This window comes from Adlercreutzia sp. ZJ141 (genome assembly GCF_011038965.1).
Classification (GTDB): domain Bacteria; phylum Actinomycetota; class Coriobacteriia; order Coriobacteriales; family Eggerthellaceae; genus ZJ141.
The window spans coordinates 17,775-36,576 of sequence record NZ_JAAKEB010000022.1 but is presented as its reverse complement, the minus strand read 5'-3'; the positions used below and the strand labels follow the sequence as shown (position 1 = coordinate 36,576).

The following is an 18,802-nucleotide window of genomic DNA, read 5'->3' as shown; positions in this document are numbered from 1 at the left end:
CTATCTGGTACTTCAACTCTACTACATATGGCAAGACCATCCCTGGACTGATAGACAGGAATGCGAGAAGGCCCTCAACAACTGGATCATGAAGGCAAGTGGGCTTGAGGTACCTGAGATGCGACGCTTTGCCAAAACGGTCGCGAAGTACCAGCAGTACTTGGTAACTGCCACGATAAGCCACATCAACACCGCTCGAGCAGAATCGACCAACGACAAGATCAAAGAACTCAAGCGCGAAAGCCGCGGGTTTGGCACCTTCGATGAAACCAGAAGACGACTTCTTTTGGCCTTTGGTGCGCTGGATGCTGTTGAGGGTGCTACTGCCTATGAAAGAAGAAAGAAGGCGCGTGTAAGCGCTTATGCTTCCAAACCTTCCAAGAGAAGTAAGAAGAAGCACTAAAGGATAGACATGGCACACCTGTCTGTACCCAGAAGCCCGCCTGGACCTAGAGTCACATGATGTTGTATTTCTAGTTGTAAAGCTGCATCTCATAGCTTGTGTTTAAAGCCCTAAAATTCAAGGGTATCTGCCAGTGCGCCCAAAAACCATCCTGTTTTTTCTGAAACTGGTGTTGCCGCCTTAAAACTCACGCATATCGCCTGGTCAAGTTAATGTTTTAAGCCTATCGGCAACACAGATTTCGGAAAGGCCCTGAGAAACCGTCGGCAGGAGTGAAGATGCGCGAGCTGAACGTATTTGGTCAAGATTTTTGAGGTTTAACACCACTTTTTTGGAATTCCCCTGCAAAAGGTTAGGACAGGTGTGCCCCAATAGCGGGCTGAGTATCTAATCGCCAATTCTTTCAAAACGTTTCGTTTGCGCACAGTTGGGGTATTTGGATCTATCAACATCACTGAAAAACATTTCCGCTGGCCTAACATAGGTCTTCTTATCGTTTAAGGCAACATACACGACATACAACTCCCCCGATTCGGAGTGAGTTGCCATAGACACAACACGATATAAATTTCCTTTAAAATGTCGATACAGTCCTAAGAGCTCGTCCATGTTCTAGTCATTTCCCTTGGACGTAGCGGCCTTAAATACATCAATAACCTCAGAAACCCGTGAAATCATAAACCAACCGACACATGCAACACAAAGAATCAGCAGAACAGCGGTGCCCCCGAGCATATTCCCAACGTTCAGCCCCTCTGCTCCCTGGTAAATTACGACCTGAAGAAGACTGTACACATGATTACTCAGCAAGCCGACCAGCAACGCAAAACCAACGCATTGCAGAACTACAGTTTTCGCTTCCCGAAGAGCGGCTCGAGCGGACTCATTCGCACGGATTCGTTCTGCATTGTTCGCAATACGCTCAGCCTGCTCCTCGCATATTTCTTGAACTATTTCAGACTCAAGTCGTTTCGCGGCTGCATAAACATTCGCATCTGAAGACCTATCCTTATAGCCTTCAGCAAAACTCGAAATCAACCGGTCAAGCTTCTGTCCCATACTAGGCCATCAAATCCTGCATCATGGCATCGTATACGCGTCTGGCACCCTCCGAAAGAGAGTCATTACCAAATTGCGCGCCCATAAAAACCGACTCATTCTGATAAACCGCAGTTTCACTATTACGATACAGCTTCTCTTCGGTAGGATCCTGATCTAGTGTAATGAAAACAATCTGCGCGATCTCAAGACCCTCAACAAGCGCTATATTATTTGGCGACGCATTATACAGCCCCAATTGCAACCGCCCCGAATAGCTTGGATTACAATACTGCTCAGCAACGAGAAGTCCCAGACGTGTAAACCGCGTACGAGCAATAACTCTTGCCGCAAGGTTGTCGGGAAGATTCACTGTCTCACGAATAGAAGCGAGAACGTACTGCCCAGGCTTAACAATCACGCCCTCAGTAATATCGACAGGAACATACGACTCATCTAGCACTTCTTGTTGGGATAGATATACAGTCGAAGCACGCGACTCTATCGCAGCGATCTGCGATCCTAAAGTCAGGTCGTACGAGGCAGATTGGAGCTTCTTTTCATCAAAAGGAGTTATAAGATCATGACCACCGTCGAGTAAGGATCGAATTCCCTTATCGCTTAAAAGCACCGCATTACTCCTTTCCGACCGACGTGGCAGCATTTATCATCTACGACTCATAATCTGCCGAAGGAAGATGTTACCACTCAAACAGGAGTTTTCCAAGTGCAGCGCTCTTTACCCCAGTAGTGAATCAGCTCGGTGGGTTACTGGTGCATCGCTGCCGTGAAAGATAGCCTGCGACAGACCTAAATTTCCGTGTTAGGATGTGGCTCCGACATCACGCTCTAACGTTTTAGCTTCTTGAAGCATCCTTCGTTTGAACACTGCGTCGATATTGTCTTCCGTAAGCTCCCGAACAAAATCGCCGCCATAGAGCTGGAACAGAATCTCTCTTTTTCGTGAAGAGTCAATAGAAAAGTCAATCAGTTGAATATAGGATCCTTCGCCATTGCGATAGTGTATTTCATAGTAGCTCCTGCTAAATGTTGGAAGATCGTTTGGCAGATCAACCCCATATCGCTTTGCGAACTTTACCACTAGAGCATCCAGCTTATGAGGCAATGCTGCATCTGTCGATTGAGAGAAGTAGAAAAGCCAACCAAAACGATTAAACGAGACGCCGTCCTCAGTGATGCGACATCCTGTTATCCTCAAACAAAGCTTCCATTGCCAATAGCGTTTGTTGTTCGTATTTCGATACGCCCTCATATGCGACTCGAGCCATCTTGTCAGATTGAGTACAGACTTCTTTCGAGGAGCAATTCCACCAACCCTAAACACATAGCCCAAATATTCGTATGAACTTTTACCAATGAAACCTGATCGTTTTTTCTCAGGATGAAGTTCTAAACTCAGCCTTTTCACTAAGCGTTCCGCTGTTTGCTCTACTCGCTCAATATCATAGCTATTGCAAAGAACGATAATGTCATCGACATACCGATAATACTTGACTGCTTTGTCCGCTGCAAAAGCGGCATCTATACTCTCAACATAGATATTTGCAAGCTTATTTGAGATCGGTAACCCTTCGGGTATGCCTTCAGTCCTTCTCTTGCGGGCTCTCATACCTACTGGCGTTGACGGGGTTGAGATAGCGCGCTCAATAATTGACAGGAGCTCTTTCTTTCTTATCTTGCGTCTCAGTACACGAAAGAGCATATTGTGATCTACTGATGCATAGAAACGCTTGATGTCCAGCTTAACGTAACTGTCAAACTCTCCCTTACGAAGATTGTCAAACAGAGCCTGCACGATAGGTTGCGGTTGAGGGGTCTTGCAAGCCTCGCCATAAACATCATCCAGAACATTGGAGAGAGCTTTTAGTGTAACTTTATCACGTATGGTTGGGATACATAATTCTCGCGGTGGCTCTGCGGGCCCTTTCGTCATAAGAAGCTGCCGGTAGTTAGTGAAGTTATAGCTTCCATTAAGTGCTTTGACCGAAATCAAATCAATTTCGGACGTCAAGCTATCTCTGAACTTCTTTCCTGTCACTTTGTCAATACCCACAGCGGAGCTAATCCCCACTTCCGCCACAAATGTGGCGGTGAGTGCTGCGGGCTTGAAGCGCCTAGAAAACGATTCCGCAGCCTGCATCAGAATGACCAAACTGCCCACGAAAAAACAAAAGCTACTAAAACGGGAACTACGTAGACACATACCCTTAGAGCGAACCAGCGTAACTGCTCTTTCGTCTCATTATTAGACCCCGTTGCTAATAAATAATCACGAAGGAGATGATTCTCAGTGCGACGAATGATTTCGACGTAGCATTCGCCTACCTGATTAGCAACTTCCTGAGCCTCGCCATCTTCAAGGGTGCGCTTATCATCAAGCTTTAGAAGTAATTTCTGCAGCTCGATATAACACTCCTTCATTTGTTCGGCTCTAACACCATAGTTTTGCGTCGATGCATACACAGTACATATAGCGACCACAACAGCAGAAGCGACAGAAAGGAAGGGTAATCCTTTGTAATCCAAAAACACGGAGGAAAGAGATAATAGGGCAGTCAAACACGCGTAGTAAACACTTGCGTGTTTGGAAAGTGCATCGAGCCGAAGTAGCCGCCGCTCAGCCTCTATCCTAGATTTTCTAGTATTTTTGATAAGCCCTGGAAGATAATTGAATTTATTCTCAGCCTCTACCATACCCATCACCCTACAATTCAAGAGGCAGCGCCAAACGAACCTAACAATACCCCTAGAACATCCTAGGAGTCCAATGAGCCAATGGCCACAGCTAACCAATGACGCCAATCAAACCTGACGCCCGACATCACAACGATGCCAGCGCTGCCTCTCAAGATATGATACCAGCAGCCCCATATCTCGTGCACCCTCTGAACGCAGGTCGTTTTGGGTAACCGCTAATTCGTGTGGTCTTTTGCACGGTTTTCATCATCCGTCGCAAACTGCGATTTCGTTAGACCTCTGTACTCACCATTCGCCTCGGATCATAGCAATACTCTGGTACGTCCATCCTTCTTACGTCATACACAACAAGCTCGGGCAAAACAAGTCCCTTAGCAAACAAATGCTCGTGCTTGAAGGGCGTGTACCAGAGAAAATAATCTGCATTGGAGTTTCTGATGGTATTAAGAAACGCTGTATCGGCATAAAATGAATGCGGTCGGCCAAGCATGCAGTCCCCTGCACGTGCACCGTGTTTAACTGCGGTGGTACTTTCGAAATAGCCTGTCGATTCATCGAAAACATAGAAGACAAGTTTGTATCCAGGGTAGTTACGCCGATAATCGTTCGCGTGACTTGCATGCTTTTTGACGATTCGTTTGAAGCTGTTGAGATACATGCTGTAACTATGATCATCTTCCGTCGGCAGGTCGGTATTGCCCAGTACGGTCAACCTAGCATTGCCGGCTGCCGTATCCAACAGCTTGCCAAATTCGCGTTCATACCGCTTGATTATCTCGCCCTCGTGCGCCTTCGATGGATTGATGAGCCCTTTCTTGTCTCCCGGTCTCTCATGGTCATCTACCCGCATGGCTTCGATCATAACGCGCCGCTCATGATCGACGAAATCAGGCGGAGCGACTTCCTTTCCCGAATGATCCTCCCAGCCTGTTTCGTCCAATACCGCCTTAAGAATAGATTCGACAGCTTCATCCTCAGGAATAAGCGCGCATAACTCACTCCTAAAGCTAGTACGGAGGAAATTGAGCTGTTCAACCTCAATTCCGAGTGAATTTCGAATTCTCTTTTGTTGCTTCTTTCCCACACGAACCATCCGAAGTGTGCTCAATGAGTGGCTTTTCTGAATCTTGCATTCGGCTCACACGTGATGCTATTTGAGCCAGCCTGCATTCCTCAGTTCACGTTCGCACTTTTGCGCGAGTCCGACCCACTGGCTAGTATTATCCCCTCCATTTGAATTCCCCCAGATCGCACTCAACCAAGCTACCAGCAGGCAAGAGCGTGGTGCCGAAATCGAATTCTCCCACCAGCATGGAGAGCCACACTAGGTCGACGAAACCACCCGAAGAGACCCTAAGGGAAGATCGGGCGGCACCCTCACGAACAAAGCCCGCCTTGTTATAGAAGGCGAGGGCGCGCCCGTTGTCCGCGCGAACGTTCAGATAAACTCGATGAAGGTCGAGAGAATAGAACGCCAAGGCGAGGATGTCGCGTGTTGCTTTGAGGGCCACTCCTGTCCCATGAGAGCGTGCAACCATAGCTATAGCATACTCAGCGCAAGACTGCGCAACGTCAACGTGTTTGAGACTCACGGTACCTAGATAGCCGTCATCCTCCCCAACCACAGCAAGGTGAATAGATTCGTTATCATCCCAAGACGAGCGGATGAATGCCAAGGCATCTGCTTCATCCATGGACATGAAGTCGAACCGAAACTTATCAGCCACGTCGGGGTCATGCATCCATTCCAGCATGCCGGGCGCGTCTTCTTCTCGCAGCGAGCGCAAGCAACCCCAGCGAAAACTTCGGCCCGTCGGCAATACGGGTTCTTTCAATTGCTCTGTCATCTAGACGGACTCCTTCTTTCTAGCTTTTGCAAACCTTCGGCGCAGTCCGTGCAGTTCCTCGCGATACAGCCACGCGCAGAAGAGCGCGAAACACATGAACAGAACACAGAGTGCTGCGGTACTACCCATAAGGAGAAACCGCCATGCCAACAGGTAGACGACGAAGACCACGAACAACATGTGAAATCGACTGCGAACAGCCATAAGCTTCATACGAGTAAGGACAGCGAGAGCTATAACGACCGTCACGAAGTAGCCCGCGATGGTACCAATGGCCGCACCTTCGATACCAAGCAAGGGCACGAGCGCAACCTGTAAGGCAATGCAAGTAGCAGCGCCACAGACAAGCATGAGAAGCGATGGCCAGGTTCTCTTTACAACGATGAGCTGATTGGCTGCCACTTGGTAAAGCATGAGTAGAAGCGGTGCCAAGAACAAATACGGAACACACACAATGCCGCCAGCGTATTCATCCGAGAACAGTAGACGGTAAACTGGATCCATAACGGCAATCACCAACGCCGTAGCCAACAGCGAGATAACTCCGAGGTATTCGTAGACTCGGGAGTTAAGTTCCACCTGATCTTTATCTCTCATGGTAGAAAAGGCAAAGTACTGCCAGCCCTGTGCGAAGGCGGTGTAGATGAGCTGACTAACCTGACCGACCTTAGCGGCCACTGCGAAAACACCTGCAGCAGAGACCCCCAAGGCAGAAACAATCACAAGCCTGCTTGCGGAGTTAAAAGCCCAGTAGAACAGAAAACTCGGCATAAGGGGCACACCGATAGCAAGCATTGTCTTGAGCAGCTTTGAATCAAATCCCTTGAAGGAAAACCACTTGCGGTTAATAAGGCCGAAGATCACAAGCGAGGAAGCCGCTGCAATTAACGCCGCAACAGGAAGCGCCATAAGATACTCTCCAACAAGAAGCAGCGGAATAGATACCACATAGGAGAGAACTGAGGTTGTGAGGTTCAGGACAATGAAAAGGAGTCTTTTATTCATCATGCGCGTGGGTGCCTGAACAATCGAACCACCCCCCGACATAAGAACAGTCAAAGCGCTTACAACCACAAGATTGGTGAACTCAGCGCCGCCGAAGAATAACCTCGCTATGGGATCTTCCAACAACAGCATGCATGCCGCAACAAGAACGGTCATACCCATGACGAAAAACAGCGCAGTGGAGCAGACACTCTTTTTGAAGCCTTCATCATCACGGTCAAAAAACATCCGAAACATCGCGTCATACATTCCCATGATGGCCACAGGCTGCATGAGAGAGACGAGCGTATTCGCGAGATCCGAATAGCCGAAGTAGCTCGCATCCGGCATAAGACGCGTAACCACCGGCAGCATGACGAGCGGGATAACCTTAGCTACCATCGAGCCTAGGCCATAAACGACGAAGTTCTCTATAAACAGACGAGCACGACTCATGCAGCGGGCGCTTTCTTGGAGCTAGCTATTGACGGAAGAACACGCTTGGCAGCAAGTGCTGCCACTACAGATAGAGCAAGACAGCAGACAAAGGAGACTAGTGCTGGAAGTAGCACACTAAGATCCAGCGCCGTCCAGTAGCGAATGACGAGTTGATGAACCATGAAAAGCTCAAGTCCAAGTCCACCGAAGGTGATAACGGGGGTAAGTCGAAACAGTGCTCCGATCGGTGACTCTTCCAAGACTGCGAAAGAGCAGACCAAAAGACAGGACGGTATGAGCCATGCCGCCGACAAGAAGAAGGTATGTGTGCCTTCAGGAAGGAATGTCGTATACCAGATCAGCACGATCTCAACCATAGCAGCGAGCACCCCCCCCCCGAGCGAAATCTTGCAAAATACGGGTTCATTGTGATGCTCCACGTAGAGACGGCCGACCACAGCCCCAGCGATAAGCTCGAATACGCGAGCCGGAGGAAATACATAGACAAGCCAGTGCGAGGCAGGCACAGCAAAAGCCAGCAGACTCCACATGCACTCGGCAGCAAAAAGGACAACGCAAGCCATCACAGCAGACAAAGGAGTCTCAAGCCAGCGAGATCTGCCGACCGCCGTGACGACATAAGGGGCAACTAGCGCAAGGAATAGGTAGGTTGAGAGGTACCATGAAACACCATTGAGGGAGAAATAGATCTCCTTTACCGGAACCCAACTCTGAAGCAGCGTGACATTGAAAGCGAGTTCCACGAAGGCCGTAAGGACACTTCCGCCCTTTATGACAAACAGAGCAAGAAATGGCAGAGCTGCGAGAAGCGTTGCAAGGTGTAACGGATAGAAGCGTCGCGCCTTCGACAGGACGCGCTCGAAAGAACCCTTACCACCTATCGGCAAAGACCTGTCATGCCCGTTCACGTACCATAGAAACCCTGTCAGTACAAGAAAGATGGAAACTCCAGCAGCGCCCGCATAGTCTAAAAGCGCACCTCCTGAGACTCCCTTTATGAAAGAACAATGGCTCACGAAGACCATAAGGAAAGCAAGGGCACGGAGTGCTTGCAACGCCTGTATGCGCTTTCTAGGCAAGGCCAACCTCTCGCTGGAACTCTGCGAAATCCCGGATGTACTCCGTACCGTCGTAGTGCTCGCTCGCAAGTACGAGTAACACCGAGTCCTCTGAGAAGGCATACATGTCTTTCCATGTCATACGAGGCACGTAAACTCCCACGTGGGGCCGGTCAAGGTCAAACACTGTCTCCACACCATCAGGTTCTACCGTCTTCACCTTGCTCGTCCCTGACACATTCACAAGAACAAATTCGGTCAGCCGGTTGGCGTGCTCCCCGCGTACCACATCTGGGTCAGATCCGTACATGTAAAACGCCCTCTTGATCTCGAAGGGCACATCGAATCCACCCTCTACCACCACAAGATGCCCGCGCTTATCCCCGTGCTGCGGGAACTCGAGAAACCTTGGCCTCTCGCTCATTGATCTTTCTCCTATTCCTTTTTCAAAGTACTGCTTCAAACTATCTGGTTGATCTAGCCTTCAAACGCATTAACCGACTCGATGACCCAGCTTTGTTCCTCTGAGGCCATACCGTTATACATAGGTAGACTCAGCACCTCTCCGGCCGCGCGTTCTGCTAACGGAAACGAGCCGAGGCCGAACCCGAGGTAGCGGTACGCTTCCGAAAGGTGCGGGGGTATCGGATAGTGGATGATGGTTCCCACACCCCTATCAGCAAGGAACTCCTTGAGAGCATCGCGCTTACCACCTCTCACATGGATAACGTACTGATGCCAAGACGAGTCCGCACCAGGGCGCACCTTGGGCTTTATCACCAGCGGGTTCGATATACCAGAATCGTAGGCTGCAGCTATCGCACACCGCTCCTCATTCATTTCACCCAAGTAGCGCATCTTTACTCGGAGCAATCCCGCCTGAATCTCATCAAGTCGACTATTCATACCCACGACCGAATTGTGGTAGCGCCTCTCTGAACCATAGTTGCGTATAACACGCGCTTGAGCATCCCACTCGGGGCTGTTAGTACACAGAGCCCCGCCATCCCCAAACGCACCACAACCCTTCGAGGGGTAAAAACTGAAGCACGATATATCACCGAGTGAGCCCGCACGCTTTCCATGCCAATGATTACCGTGTGACTGGGCGCAATCCTCTACCACGTACAGACCATGCCGGTCAGCCACTTCTCTAATGGCATCCATGTCACAGCACTGCCCAAAGAGGTGGACGGCAAGGATCGCCTTAGTTCGCGGGGACACCGCGTCCTCTATGCGGGACACATCGATGTTGTCGTACTCGTCTGGCTCGACAAATACCGGCGTGCCTCCGTTTATGGTGATACCCATGACACAGGCGATGTAGGCGTTAGCCGCAACGATCACCTCGTCACCTTCGTGAATACCGAGGATACGAAAGGCTATAACAAGTGCATCAAGACCGGAAGCCACACCCGCGCAGTGCGCGGTCCCCACATAGCCAGCCCATTCGGACTCAAAGGACTCAACCTCACGCCCAAGCACGTACCAGCCCGAATCGAGAACCTCACAAGCTTTCTTTCTATACTCTTCCGCATGGAGGTTGTACTGGCGCTTCAGGTTGTTCGACATTATTTGCATTGACTTCATCGGCTCAGCCTTTCGTATGTTTCTTGATTACGTCAACGTATTGCCCCGCAATCTTGATAGAGTCATGGTATTTTTCGATGTACGCGCGGCTTCTAATGCCGATCCCTGGTATCTGGTTCCTATGCTCGATAACCCACTTGAGCTGTCTGCATATTTGATCGGAATCGGGCTCTATGGGCAGAATAGGACAATCCTTCCGTTTTATTCCGAATGCTTCGAGAGTCTCGTCCCTTGCCCCACTCAGAACGGCCTTCCCCTGCGCCATAGAGACGCAGGCGTTAAGGCCATATCCGTACGCACGACACTGATCGATGACAACATTGGCTCGTTGAATCACCGAGAGGTACTTCTCATAGGGCATTCGCCCATCGATTATGACCTCCACATCGTTGGAGTAATCTCTTTCGATACGAGCCAAGGCTTCACGAATAATTGGTGTACCTTTTTCTTCTTCTCTGTTAATACCATGGAAGATGACAATCTTGTCCTGGGGGATATTTGGAACGTAATCGCATTCAGAAACATCGACTGGAAGAGGGATGCAACTATCGTGGGGGACAGCCCAGTCATCGAAGCCAATCTGGTACTCCCACATGACAGGTATAACCTCACAAAAGTATTTTTCAACAACTCGACGTTCTCGTTCAATTAGCTTACTTCTAAGGCTGGATCCACATGCTACATAAGAGCAATCGCAAGGATTTCCATCATATGGTGAGTAATCAAATCTTCCACTGAGGTACGCCTGATCGTACGCAAGTCCACCTCCCGCTGCACTTAATAAAACAGACCCGTTGTTCTTTCTCAAGAACCGCACCATGTGCTCTGCCACAAACGGGTTGAATATCCTATACGCCACAAGAAACACAGCATCGTAGCCTATTAAACGCTCATCTTTCAGAAGGGAGAGATTACGACCGACTTTGTCGATGAGTCGAGATCTGTCACCCACCTTCAAAGGCCCGTCGGCACCCGGTATTTGCTTCCAGCCGTCGCCATCAGCAAGTAGAGTTACCTCGTGCCCCAATTCAATAAGGCCATGTTTCAAGTTCTTGTATAGGCCACTAAATTCTCCAAGTAGCAGAATTCTCATTTCTGGCCTTTCTGAATCTGGTGTTGTTTTGCCAATTTCTGCTCCATTTTTGGTTCAGCAACACTACTCTCGTGGAGAGTAGTGTTGCTCACATGACCTGAACTGGGGTATTGCGATTTCATGTGGTCACTTTCATGATTGTGTCAAGCTTCCGATTGCATCTATTAACAACGATTTCCGATAGCGTATCGGAAGCGAATATACGAGAGGTGTAAGGTGCTAGCACCACCCCACACCCCCCCTTGCGGCATCTGCGTCATCAAAGGATTAGAGAACTCCTATGAACGGCAGAGAGGCCAATAAGAAAAGGAGACTTGCGTACACACAAGGCTTACTTCCTGACACATACGCAAGTGAGTGTACAAAGCCCGATGGAAGAGTGCTTACCGCACACGAAGTCGAGCTTTCTGCACTTGGAAGGATCAAACAAAATGAGCATAGCGAATGGTACGCACTGTGCGCCAAGACGCTTTCGGGTCCTCATTACTATCTCTATTTTTGCTCCGTCCCGAAATCTGAATGTCTACCAGTTCTTAGATGACCACCATGCACGCTATAGCATTTTAGCGGGCAACTGGATTCTTTTACCAAATTCCAGATCAAAAGACTCTGGATCAAAAGGCATTAACCCACACCAATGATAGAAGGTCATCTCAGAGAATTTAAAACTGTCTGAGGTCTTATAGAAATCTATCCTCACAAACGGAAAATCAGACGCCAACTTCTCAGCAATATTAAACATATCACCGTAATAGGCAGGGATATCAATGGTCTTTGACGAATTTGGATATCCGTGTCTCAAGTCAATCTGTTCAAGTGTATTAGCATCAAAGAAATTTGCACAAACGTCATCGGTCTTATCATTAAACACTGTCCAGAAATAGCATGGTTTACCGTTAAAACAAAAGAACTCTAGTTTGTATTCAAAATCAATGAATTCTTCGCAAACGATTCGCGGCTCGATGTTTTTATACCCATACTCGAAACCGTGGTAGTAATGGTTCGTAGAAAGATCAACCCATGAGGCGATTTCTTCCCTGATCCCCTCAACGTCAACGTTATCACCGCTTCTTACAATCAGTTGCCTTCCTGATCCCCAGTTTGACTTTAAAACATATTCATCGGGCAGCAAAGAGAAGTTGATTTCGGATGCCGAACGAAATACACCAATATTACGCACGATATAGGAATCGCCAAGACCAGTTTGCTCCTCAAAGTACTTTGGGGCCGTCACCTTGTCTGCGCATTCGGTCATCCTATCATCGTGATAGAAGCATTTGAGCCAGTTGAGCTTTTCGTTGAAAGTACTCACATTGTCTAAGTCCAATTTCTTCCGCATTCTGAACTCATACAAGTGCCTGACGCAACATTCCAAATCGCTCTGACTGAAGGAGGGCAAAAAGCGATTTGCATATTTCTTGGCATAATCCGGATGACAAGCGTCATAACAAGACTTGCGTAATCGGTACTTCACCCTTTCGAACAGGGTTCTTTTCATTGCAGGTATCCTTTCTTCGATTTCAGGCTCCTCCAAGAAGTCGATTATGGCTTTTGGAGTTACTCCCACTTGAACAAATCCCGCATGTAGACCTTTTCCATCTCATCGACACTCAGAGAGGTGGTCTAGCGGTTGACCACTATCAAAGCGGGGTTTTTGGGTGTTCTGGATTTCATGTGGTTCAGTTCTCATTTCTGACCTTTCACAAGCCATACACAGCTTTCCCATAAGGTTTTGTGTGTACACCCAACCCTTCTGGATTGAGTGTGTGCGAAATCCTCATCATGCGACCTAGCATAAGACACAGGATGCAGGCTTAATATCACCATTTGAGAACAAGGGATGTAAGGCGCCATAAACCTGCATCCTATAATTGATTCCGCGGCAGCGGACAGCACCCGCCGCCGCGGGCTGGCACCCTGCATCCCGGAAAAGGAGCCCAATATGGGACGCAAGGGAACCGTCAACATTAAGAGCCCTTGGTAACTGGATAAGCCAGGCTCAAAACTGCGGAATCAAAGAGTTTGCTACTGCTGCAAACAGTATCAAGGGCGTAAAGGAATACATCGTAAACGCTTATATGACGGGAAAGACCAACGCTTATGCCGAAAACGTCAACCGCAAGATCAAGGACATGAAACGCCGAGCTTGCGGGTTTACAAACTACAAGAACATGAGACGTCGCCTTTTGCTTGCATATGGCTATCCCGCACTCGATAAGGGAGGAGTGGCACTGCCCAACCACAACAAGTAGGCCGCAAATTGCGAACCCTCCAACCTGTTGGAGGTGAGGCATTTGGTCTAGATTTTTAAGGTTTAACACCACTATTTTGAAATTCCCCTGCAAGGGGCTTAGGTAGGTGCGCCCTAATAGCGGGCTAATTTAGGTGACTCTCTATCGACTTTTATGTGTTTTGCTTTCATCATCGCAGATCAGACTAAGCTTTTGTTCAAATCGTCCACACTAAATCCTGGATACCCCCAAAGCCAGTTTATCACTTTCATCCTCTCTCGAAAGCAGATCTAAAAAGCTCATGGGTTCGAAGCATCACACTTCAGGGACTATTCACTAGAAGTATAACTAGCCCCAGGCCTGTCGAGAAATACAACGGGTACACAGAACCAGAGGGTCAATCCAGGAGAATATGGCCATATATCGATCCTCAACCTTGTCATCCAATAATATATGGAAAAACAGATGAAAGCTTAATGACTGACACCGTATTTTGAACCGCCAGCAAAAGTACTAGTGCAATCAACACCAAAGACACGCCTATTCTTTTAATATGATCCGGTCTCCAACAAATGCGCATATCATGAAACGTCATGGCGACGAGAACGGCTTCAGGAAGCATCATATAATTCAGATACCTGTAGCCACCCAAATACACGATTGCGAAGACTAGGCAACATCCAAAAGACGTATAATCTTGTATAGTTGATCGGTCAACTTGTTTAGCAGAGTTTGCAGATTGGAACACAGTCGAAGCAAGAAATACAATGCTAACAAGCGGCACGACTGTCGAGAAGCTCAATGGATCTAGTGAGAAATAGTAGACATATTTTGTATTCTGAAGTAGGAACAACAATATAGAGCTTGCTGACGCCAGCACGCCATTCGCCAAAAGTACTATTGTGACTTTTCCCTTAATCCCGCCGCATCTTCGAAAGAACTTAGCGAACAGAGGAAGCAGCAGCATCACTGCAGCCGAGTAATGAATTAGAGTTGCAGCTGTTGTATATAGCTCATATTTGAAAGGTCCTTGCTTCTCATACTTGGTTAGCGCAACCAAGATAACAGCAATCGCCATCCAGCTACGCATAGCGTTAAAACAATGTATATACGCAGGGAACATGACGATTAGAGGCCACAACGGATAGCCTTTGCGAAAGTGGTTCGAAACGAAGTATAGGATACCCCATATGATAATGCCGTAGGTCACAACAAAGTACAGGTGGTAATTCTCCGTAAACGTCCTCACAACAATCATTATCAATTGGTACAGAGGCTCTCTCGAAAGATCACATAACTGAGCAAACGCCGATCCGGAACCAAGTACGGACGAGGACTGGAACTCTCTCACATACCCCCAAGCATCTCCACCACCATAAGCTATAGTCACCTTCCTTAAGGCCGCGAATCCAACGAGGACGACAAACGCGATCGAAAGCATGATTCTCTGATTGCATTTTTTTTTCGATCTGGAAGCTGCAGCAATAAAAATCAGAGCGACACCAAATGCAGAAATTAAGACGCCAATACCTTCTGTGGAATACCCTTGTAGCACTATCTCAACCTATCAGGCCAAACCTCATCGCAGTAGTTTATATGCACTGATCCTTTTCGAGAAAGCACTTTGGCAGGAACACCGCCCACGCTGACATTTTTCTCGCAAATTGTTTTATTCACAACTGCATTTGCGCCAATCGCAACACCAGATGGAATGGAAATAGCCCCAAAAACCTTCGCACCCGGTCCGATATAAATATTGTCTCCCATAACGGGGGCAGCCTTTTCACCGCCCCATGCACCAATATTTACGCATACGTGCATTCGGCAGTTCTCGCCCACCTTTGTGTGAGGGCTCACAACAACGGTTCCACGATGAACCACACAGAGCCCAGGCCCGAAGACATTAGGCGGAATCTCCCACCCAATGTCTTCACCCAATTGACGAAGACGAATCCGACAAAATAAATACAGAATTGAAGCAATTGGTGTTTTACCGCAGTTATACCAATACTCGCATTTTCTTAACCAAACGTTATAATTCCAACATTTTCCAGCCTTTAGCTTTTCAAATACTGAACCCTTATGACCAAAGCGGGCGTACTCGTCGCATTCCAGATAGTTACGGTATTCGCGCCTACTACTAATCATGGGCGACTTCATCTATCAATTTCAGCCATTGTTCCACAATTGCAGAAGAGGACAAATCCCTACGCAAATCATCTATCTTCGATAGATATGATTCATATTCAGTCCCTGAGTAAATCAGCTGTTGCATTTTATTGCACAAATCCGCGGGATTACCAACCTCTGCCAACAGGCCATTTTTATATTCTCCAACCACATCTCTAGCACCACCACAGGGACAGTCAGTACAAATCACAGGGAGACCAATTGCCATTGCTTCAATCATAGAGTTCGAAAGCCCCTCAAAGTTTGACGAAGAGACAAAAGCAACAGCATTCAAAATCTTCGAATGAACGCTCTTTGAGAAATCTAGAAAATGAACCCTTTCGCCCAAACCGAGAGATTTCGCTTTTGCTTCTAGAGCTTCCTTTTGCGAACCTCGCCCATAAATAGTCAAGTTGTATTCGCTGTCTTCAATGCAAAACAACGAAAAAGCCTCGAGAAGCATCATTATATTTTTCTGAGGTTCAAGCCTCCCGAAGCTTACAAACTCTTTATCGCGAAGAAAAAGTGGATTCAGATTCTGCGGCAAATTGTCCATCAAAGGATTCCTAATGATGAAGCTCTTTGATTGAACTCTACGCGAAAAATACTGTTTGGCCTCCTGTGTCTGAAACACAACTGCATCAGATGCGCTAAACGCAGCTTTATATACAAATAATCGACCTAGATGACCTTCAAATAGAAAGGACGGATCGTTTCTCAACGAAGTTATTAATGAAAACTTGTTAAACAAACGCGAAAACAGAATGTACTGATAGCCTGCGCCCAAACTAACTATCACATTCGGACGAAAGTCACCAACAATACTATTTACAGAAATAAGCTTAGAGATTGCTCGAGCAGTAAAAGAGCCACTTGTATCGATACATTCATGATTAATCCCCGCATCCAAGGAGTAATCCGCCGAGCGATCTTGAAGCGAAACAACAGAGACAATCTCACCACGCCGATGAAGCTCGTTCGCAATGTTCGCTGACACCCGCTCTGCGCCCCCGTTAGATAGAGAATGTGTCAAAAACAGTATTCTCATCAACAGGTCTCCTAGCTTTTCACCCAAGTAACATATTGCACCCACTGCCTATATATCGATTCCGGGCTCAACCGCCTGTATATCGTTTTAGCCCTTTCTGACATTTGACAAGCCAAACTAGCGTCATCCGCAATTGTTGCCATCGCAGCGGACAAATCCTCGGGTGAGCCCACAGGAACAAGTATTCCGTTCTCTCCATCTCGAATCAGCATTCTGGCAGCTCCTACAGGGCAGTCAGTTGAAACAACAGGAACCCCCATCGCTAAAGCCTCCAAAAGAGAATTTGACATTCCCTCGTAATCCGAAGAATTAACAAACATGGAACAATTCACCATCGCTTCATGTGCATCCTTTGTGAAACCCATCAGAGATACCGAATGAGATAATCGCATATCTTCTATCAACTGAGCCAACTCAGCCTCCAGCGAACCTTGGCCATATATAGCAAGTCTGTAATCTGAGTGGTGCTCGTGAAACAGCCCGAATGCTTCGAGAAGCAAAGGTATGTTCTTCTGCTGCTCTAATCTGCACAAAGCAACAACTTCTTTGCTGCCTCGATTAAAACCCCAAGAAGGAAGGTTTGCAGTTATAGGGTTACAGATAATCGTGCTCTTGGATCGAATCGAATCCTTGAAATAGTCGCGCGCATCAGGAGTCTGAAAGACAATTCCATCAGATTTTGCGTATGCCTTGTCCCTCAAACACTTTGCTAGCCGATTCCCAGGCTCTTTGCTAGGGTCAGTACGCTCCGAGACGATGACAGTATTATGTGTATTTCGGCAACCAACTACCGTGCAAAAATTCACCCAATCAATAAAAGAGATAAACGTCGCTTCACTCGAGCCTCTTGCCACCCGAGAAACCAGCCTGATGGACTGAGCAATTCGAGAAATATTACGCAATGACTTTCGACCCCATTTAATTGGATCCAAAAAAGTCACTTTAATCGAATCATTTAACGGCCTGTCGATTTTAGCATTATCATGCAAACACAGTATTTCGACATCAAATCCGTTTTCGGAAAACTCATTAGCCAAAATTGACAAAACACGATCCGATCCACCGCAGCCAACACCGCCAAGCTGGTTAATAACAAAATATATCTTTTCAGAATTCATTACGAAATGCTTTCTTGTACCGCTTTAAAGCAAAATACTGAACGGTTGGTTTGAGGACAGAGTGCACGAAGCCAAACAAGCGAAGGGAAACGGCTCTCGGCATGGCCGAAAACAATATTCTTGATCTGCTTCCCCAGTTAGACCAATTAACTCTTAACGGAACATCGCGAACTAAACTTATCGCCCTATAACAAGAAAAAAAGCGACCATCAAATTCGTCATACCCTTTGTTCCAAGGTCTCCCATTAAACGCGAAGAATGATGTGTAGTGAACAATAGCGGGGTTATTCTTAGCCTCTTCAACAAGATCGCTGCTGTAATAGTTGTCTGGATTCCTAAACACAAGAAGCTCGGAAACACTCAGCGCACGAACGACTGAAATCAAATTGTACCTAGGATGCAGTTCTTTTATTTTACCGGCCAATTCCCTGCAAATTAAATCATTATCAGGAAACTCGAGCAATCCATCAAATTCAAATATGGCCGCCGCAAATCTCTCTTCAATACCTTCTTTACGATATAAATCGAGATCTATTATTAGAACTCCCGAATTGAAATAAACGTCGTTTCTAGATAAACCAAGATTTGTTGAGTATCTGTAGCTCCGACAATCATTCACAGCGCCCATAACAGCACCCTGCAAATCCGTATTCCACAAATCACCAAGATCCTCGCAGATAATTGTGTCACAGTCTAAATATAAAACCCTTGTGATTTCAGGTGGCAACATTGAAGATACAAACAACCTAGAGAACGCACTCAATGCATATCTTTTTGCATCAATCACTCGACCAAACATTGAGGAATAATCAGGTATTTTAATAAACTCTATTTCCTGGCAATAATGAGTTGCTAGATCTTCAAGCATGTTTATAGACTTTTGAGAAAGCCCGTCTTCTATGACAAACACTCGAATAGGCCTGCAACTATTTTCAAACAACGAGGTCAAAGACACAATAAGGACTTCAACAAAGCCCTCATCTGTCGCATACAAAGCATTGAGTTTTCCTTGTTTATCCATTTTGCATCCCAGATTTGGCGAAATA

Annotated in this window: 20 protein-coding genes; 2 read left to right on the top strand and 18 right to left on the bottom strand. The window is 47.2% G+C overall.

The annotated features are described in order from the left end of the window. A partial coding sequence (locus G7Y44_RS09290; RefSeq protein WP_165249327.1) for a transposase occupies positions 1-403 on the top strand: 403 nt, incomplete at its 5' end. A gap of 387 nt (positions 404-790) precedes the next feature. Here the strand turns inward: G7Y44_RS09290 and G7Y44_RS09285 are convergent. From G7Y44_RS09285 to G7Y44_RS09225, 13 genes are all read right to left on the bottom strand, one after another. Further along, entirely contained in the window at positions 791-1,012 is a 222-nt protein-coding gene (locus G7Y44_RS09285; RefSeq protein WP_165249325.1) for a DUF1653 domain-containing protein, read from the bottom strand. A 3-nt stretch (positions 1,013-1,015) separates the two neighbouring features. Next, entirely contained in the window at positions 1,016-1,462 is a 447-nt protein-coding gene (locus G7Y44_RS09280) for a hypothetical protein (RefSeq protein WP_165249323.1), read from the bottom strand. A gap of 1 nt (position 1,463) precedes the next feature. Next, positions 1,464-2,072 carry a dCTP deaminase gene (gene dcd / locus G7Y44_RS09275; protein ID WP_165249321.1) on the bottom strand — a complete coding sequence of 203 codons (609 nt, stop codon included), beginning with the start codon at positions 2,070-2,072 and terminating at the stop codon, positions 1,464-1,466. A gap of 192 nt (positions 2,073-2,264) precedes the next feature. Further along, positions 2,265-3,623, bottom strand: coding sequence for a reverse transcriptase domain-containing protein (locus G7Y44_RS09270; RefSeq protein WP_165249320.1), 1,359 nt, complete (start codon positions 3,621-3,623; stop codon positions 2,265-2,267). Then, positions 3,602-4,156, bottom strand: a complete 555-nt coding sequence (locus G7Y44_RS09265) for an SLATT domain-containing protein (protein ID WP_165249318.1) — start codon at positions 4,154-4,156, stop codon at positions 3,602-3,604. Before G7Y44_RS09265 ends, G7Y44_RS09270 begins: the two co-directional genes overlap by 22 nt. A 274-nt stretch (positions 4,157-4,430) precedes the next feature. After that, the gene (locus G7Y44_RS09260) at positions 4,431-5,243 is read right to left on the bottom strand and encodes a hypothetical protein (RefSeq protein WP_165249316.1); all 813 of its coding nucleotides are present in this window, start codon (positions 5,241-5,243) and stop codon (positions 4,431-4,433) included. 136 nt (positions 5,244-5,379) lie between these two features. Next, on the bottom strand, positions 5,380-6,006 hold the full coding sequence (locus G7Y44_RS09255; RefSeq protein ID WP_165249314.1) for a GNAT family N-acetyltransferase: 627 nt from the start codon (positions 6,004-6,006) through the stop codon (positions 5,380-5,382). Continuing rightward, the gene (locus G7Y44_RS09250; RefSeq protein WP_165249312.1) at positions 6,007-7,446 is read right to left on the bottom strand and encodes a lipopolysaccharide biosynthesis protein; all 1,440 of its coding nucleotides are present in this window, start codon (positions 7,444-7,446) and stop codon (positions 6,007-6,009) included. After that, positions 7,443-8,630: an acyltransferase family protein gene (locus G7Y44_RS10600; RefSeq protein WP_371807472.1), complete on the bottom strand. Its 1,188-nt coding sequence runs from the start codon at positions 8,628-8,630 to the stop codon at positions 7,443-7,445. The genes G7Y44_RS09250 and G7Y44_RS10600 overlap by 4 nt, the downstream gene beginning before the upstream one ends. Further along, on the bottom strand, positions 8,521-8,931 hold the full coding sequence (locus tag G7Y44_RS09240) for a sugar 3,4-ketoisomerase (protein WP_165249308.1): 411 nt from the start codon (positions 8,929-8,931) through the stop codon (positions 8,521-8,523). Before G7Y44_RS09240 ends, G7Y44_RS10600 begins: the two co-directional genes overlap by 110 nt. 53 nt (positions 8,932-8,984) lie before the next feature. Next, the gene (locus G7Y44_RS09235; RefSeq protein WP_241159242.1) at positions 8,985-10,097 is read right to left on the bottom strand and encodes a DegT/DnrJ/EryC1/StrS family aminotransferase; all 1,113 of its coding nucleotides are present in this window, start codon (positions 10,095-10,097) and stop codon (positions 8,985-8,987) included. Between the two features lie 4 nt (positions 10,098-10,101). Further along, positions 10,102-11,190: a glycosyltransferase family 4 protein gene (locus G7Y44_RS09230; RefSeq protein ID WP_165249306.1), complete on the bottom strand. Its 1,089-nt coding sequence runs from the start codon at positions 11,188-11,190 to the stop codon at positions 10,102-10,104. 553 nt (positions 11,191-11,743) lie between these two features. Then, a complete protein-coding gene (locus tag G7Y44_RS09225; protein ID WP_165249304.1) occupies positions 11,744-12,688 on the bottom strand; it encodes an ATP-grasp fold amidoligase family protein in 945 nt (314 codons plus the stop codon). 373 nt (positions 12,689-13,061) lie between these two features. Here G7Y44_RS09225 and G7Y44_RS09220 point away from each other — a divergent pair, with 373 nt between their 5' ends. After that, positions 13,062-13,442, top strand: coding sequence for a transposase (locus tag G7Y44_RS09220; RefSeq protein ID WP_165249302.1), 381 nt, complete (start codon positions 13,062-13,064; stop codon positions 13,440-13,442). Positions 13,443-13,860: 418 nt separating this feature from the next. Here G7Y44_RS09220 and G7Y44_RS09215 read toward each other — a convergent pair whose 3' ends face one another. Genes G7Y44_RS09215 through G7Y44_RS09195 form a run of 5 tightly spaced genes read right to left on the bottom strand, consistent with a single transcriptional unit; the run spans position 13,861 to position 18,777 of the window. Beyond that, on the bottom strand, positions 13,861-14,976 hold the full coding sequence (locus tag G7Y44_RS09215; protein WP_165249300.1) for an EpsG family protein: 1,116 nt from the start codon (positions 14,974-14,976) through the stop codon (positions 13,861-13,863). Continuing rightward, positions 14,976-15,569: a serine O-acetyltransferase gene (locus G7Y44_RS09210; RefSeq protein WP_165249298.1), complete on the bottom strand. Its 594-nt coding sequence runs from the start codon at positions 15,567-15,569 to the stop codon at positions 14,976-14,978. Before G7Y44_RS09210 ends, G7Y44_RS09215 begins: the two co-directional genes overlap by 1 nt. Further along, complete coding sequence (locus tag G7Y44_RS09205; protein WP_165249296.1) at positions 15,562-16,638, bottom strand: glycosyltransferase; 1,077 nt, start codon at positions 16,636-16,638, stop codon at positions 15,562-15,564. Before G7Y44_RS09205 ends, G7Y44_RS09210 begins: the two co-directional genes overlap by 8 nt. Before the next feature lie 11 nt (positions 16,639-16,649). Beyond that, on the bottom strand, positions 16,650-17,756 hold the full coding sequence (locus G7Y44_RS09200) for a glycosyltransferase (RefSeq protein WP_165249294.1): 1,107 nt from the start codon (positions 17,754-17,756) through the stop codon (positions 16,650-16,652). Further along, positions 17,746-18,777, bottom strand: coding sequence for a glycosyltransferase family 8 protein (locus G7Y44_RS09195; RefSeq protein ID WP_165249292.1), 1,032 nt, complete (start codon positions 18,775-18,777; stop codon positions 17,746-17,748). The genes G7Y44_RS09200 and G7Y44_RS09195 overlap by 11 nt, the downstream gene beginning before the upstream one ends. Positions 18,778-18,802: the final 25 nt, after the last annotated feature.

What these genes read in the sequence shown, in the direction of transcription:
- G7Y44_RS09255 (WP_165249314.1), bottom strand. Translation starts at nt 6,006, where the DNA reads ATGACAGAGCAATTGAAAGAACCCGTATTGCCGACGGGCCGAAGTTTT.
- G7Y44_RS09230 (WP_165249306.1), bottom strand. Translation starts at nt 11,190, where the DNA reads ATGAGAATTCTGCTACTTGGAGAATTTAGTGGCCTATACAAGAACTTG.
- G7Y44_RS09195 (WP_165249292.1), bottom strand. Translation starts at nt 18,777, where the DNA reads ATGGATAAACAAGGAAAACTCAATGCTTTGTATGCGACAGATGAGGGC.
- G7Y44_RS09205 (WP_165249296.1), bottom strand. Translation starts at nt 16,638, where the DNA reads ATGAGAATACTGTTTTTGACACATTCTCTATCTAACGGGGGCGCAGAG.
- G7Y44_RS09285 (WP_165249325.1), bottom strand. Translation starts at nt 1,012, where the DNA reads ATGGACGAGCTCTTAGGACTGTATCGACATTTTAAAGGAAATTTATAT.
- G7Y44_RS09250 (WP_165249312.1), bottom strand. Translation starts at nt 7,446, where the DNA reads ATGAGTCGTGCTCGTCTGTTTATAGAGAACTTCGTCGTTTATGGCCTA.
- G7Y44_RS09280 (WP_165249323.1), bottom strand. Translation starts at nt 1,462, where the DNA reads ATGGGACAGAAGCTTGACCGGTTGATTTCGAGTTTTGCTGAAGGCTAT.
- G7Y44_RS09210 (WP_165249298.1), bottom strand. Translation starts at nt 15,569, where the DNA reads ATGATTAGTAGTAGGCGCGAATACCGTAACTATCTGGAATGCGACGAG.
- G7Y44_RS10600 (WP_371807472.1), bottom strand. Translation starts at nt 8,630, where the DNA reads ATGCCTTCTCAGAGGACTCGGTGTTACTCGTACTTGCGAGCGAGCACT.
- G7Y44_RS09240 (WP_165249308.1), bottom strand. Translation starts at nt 8,931, where the DNA reads ATGAGCGAGAGGCCAAGGTTTCTCGAGTTCCCGCAGCACGGGGATAAG.
- G7Y44_RS09200 (WP_165249294.1), bottom strand. Translation starts at nt 17,756, where the DNA reads ATGAATTCTGAAAAGATATATTTTGTTATTAACCAGCTTGGCGGTGTT.
- G7Y44_RS09265 (WP_165249318.1), bottom strand. Translation starts at nt 4,156, where the DNA reads ATGGTAGAGGCTGAGAATAAATTCAATTATCTTCCAGGGCTTATCAAA.
- G7Y44_RS09235 (WP_241159242.1), bottom strand. Translation starts at nt 10,097, where the DNA reads ATGAAGTCAATGCAAATAATGTCGAACAACCTGAAGCGCCAGTACAAC.
- G7Y44_RS09225 (WP_165249304.1), bottom strand. Translation starts at nt 12,688, where the DNA reads ATGAAAAGAACCCTGTTCGAAAGGGTGAAGTACCGATTACGCAAGTCT.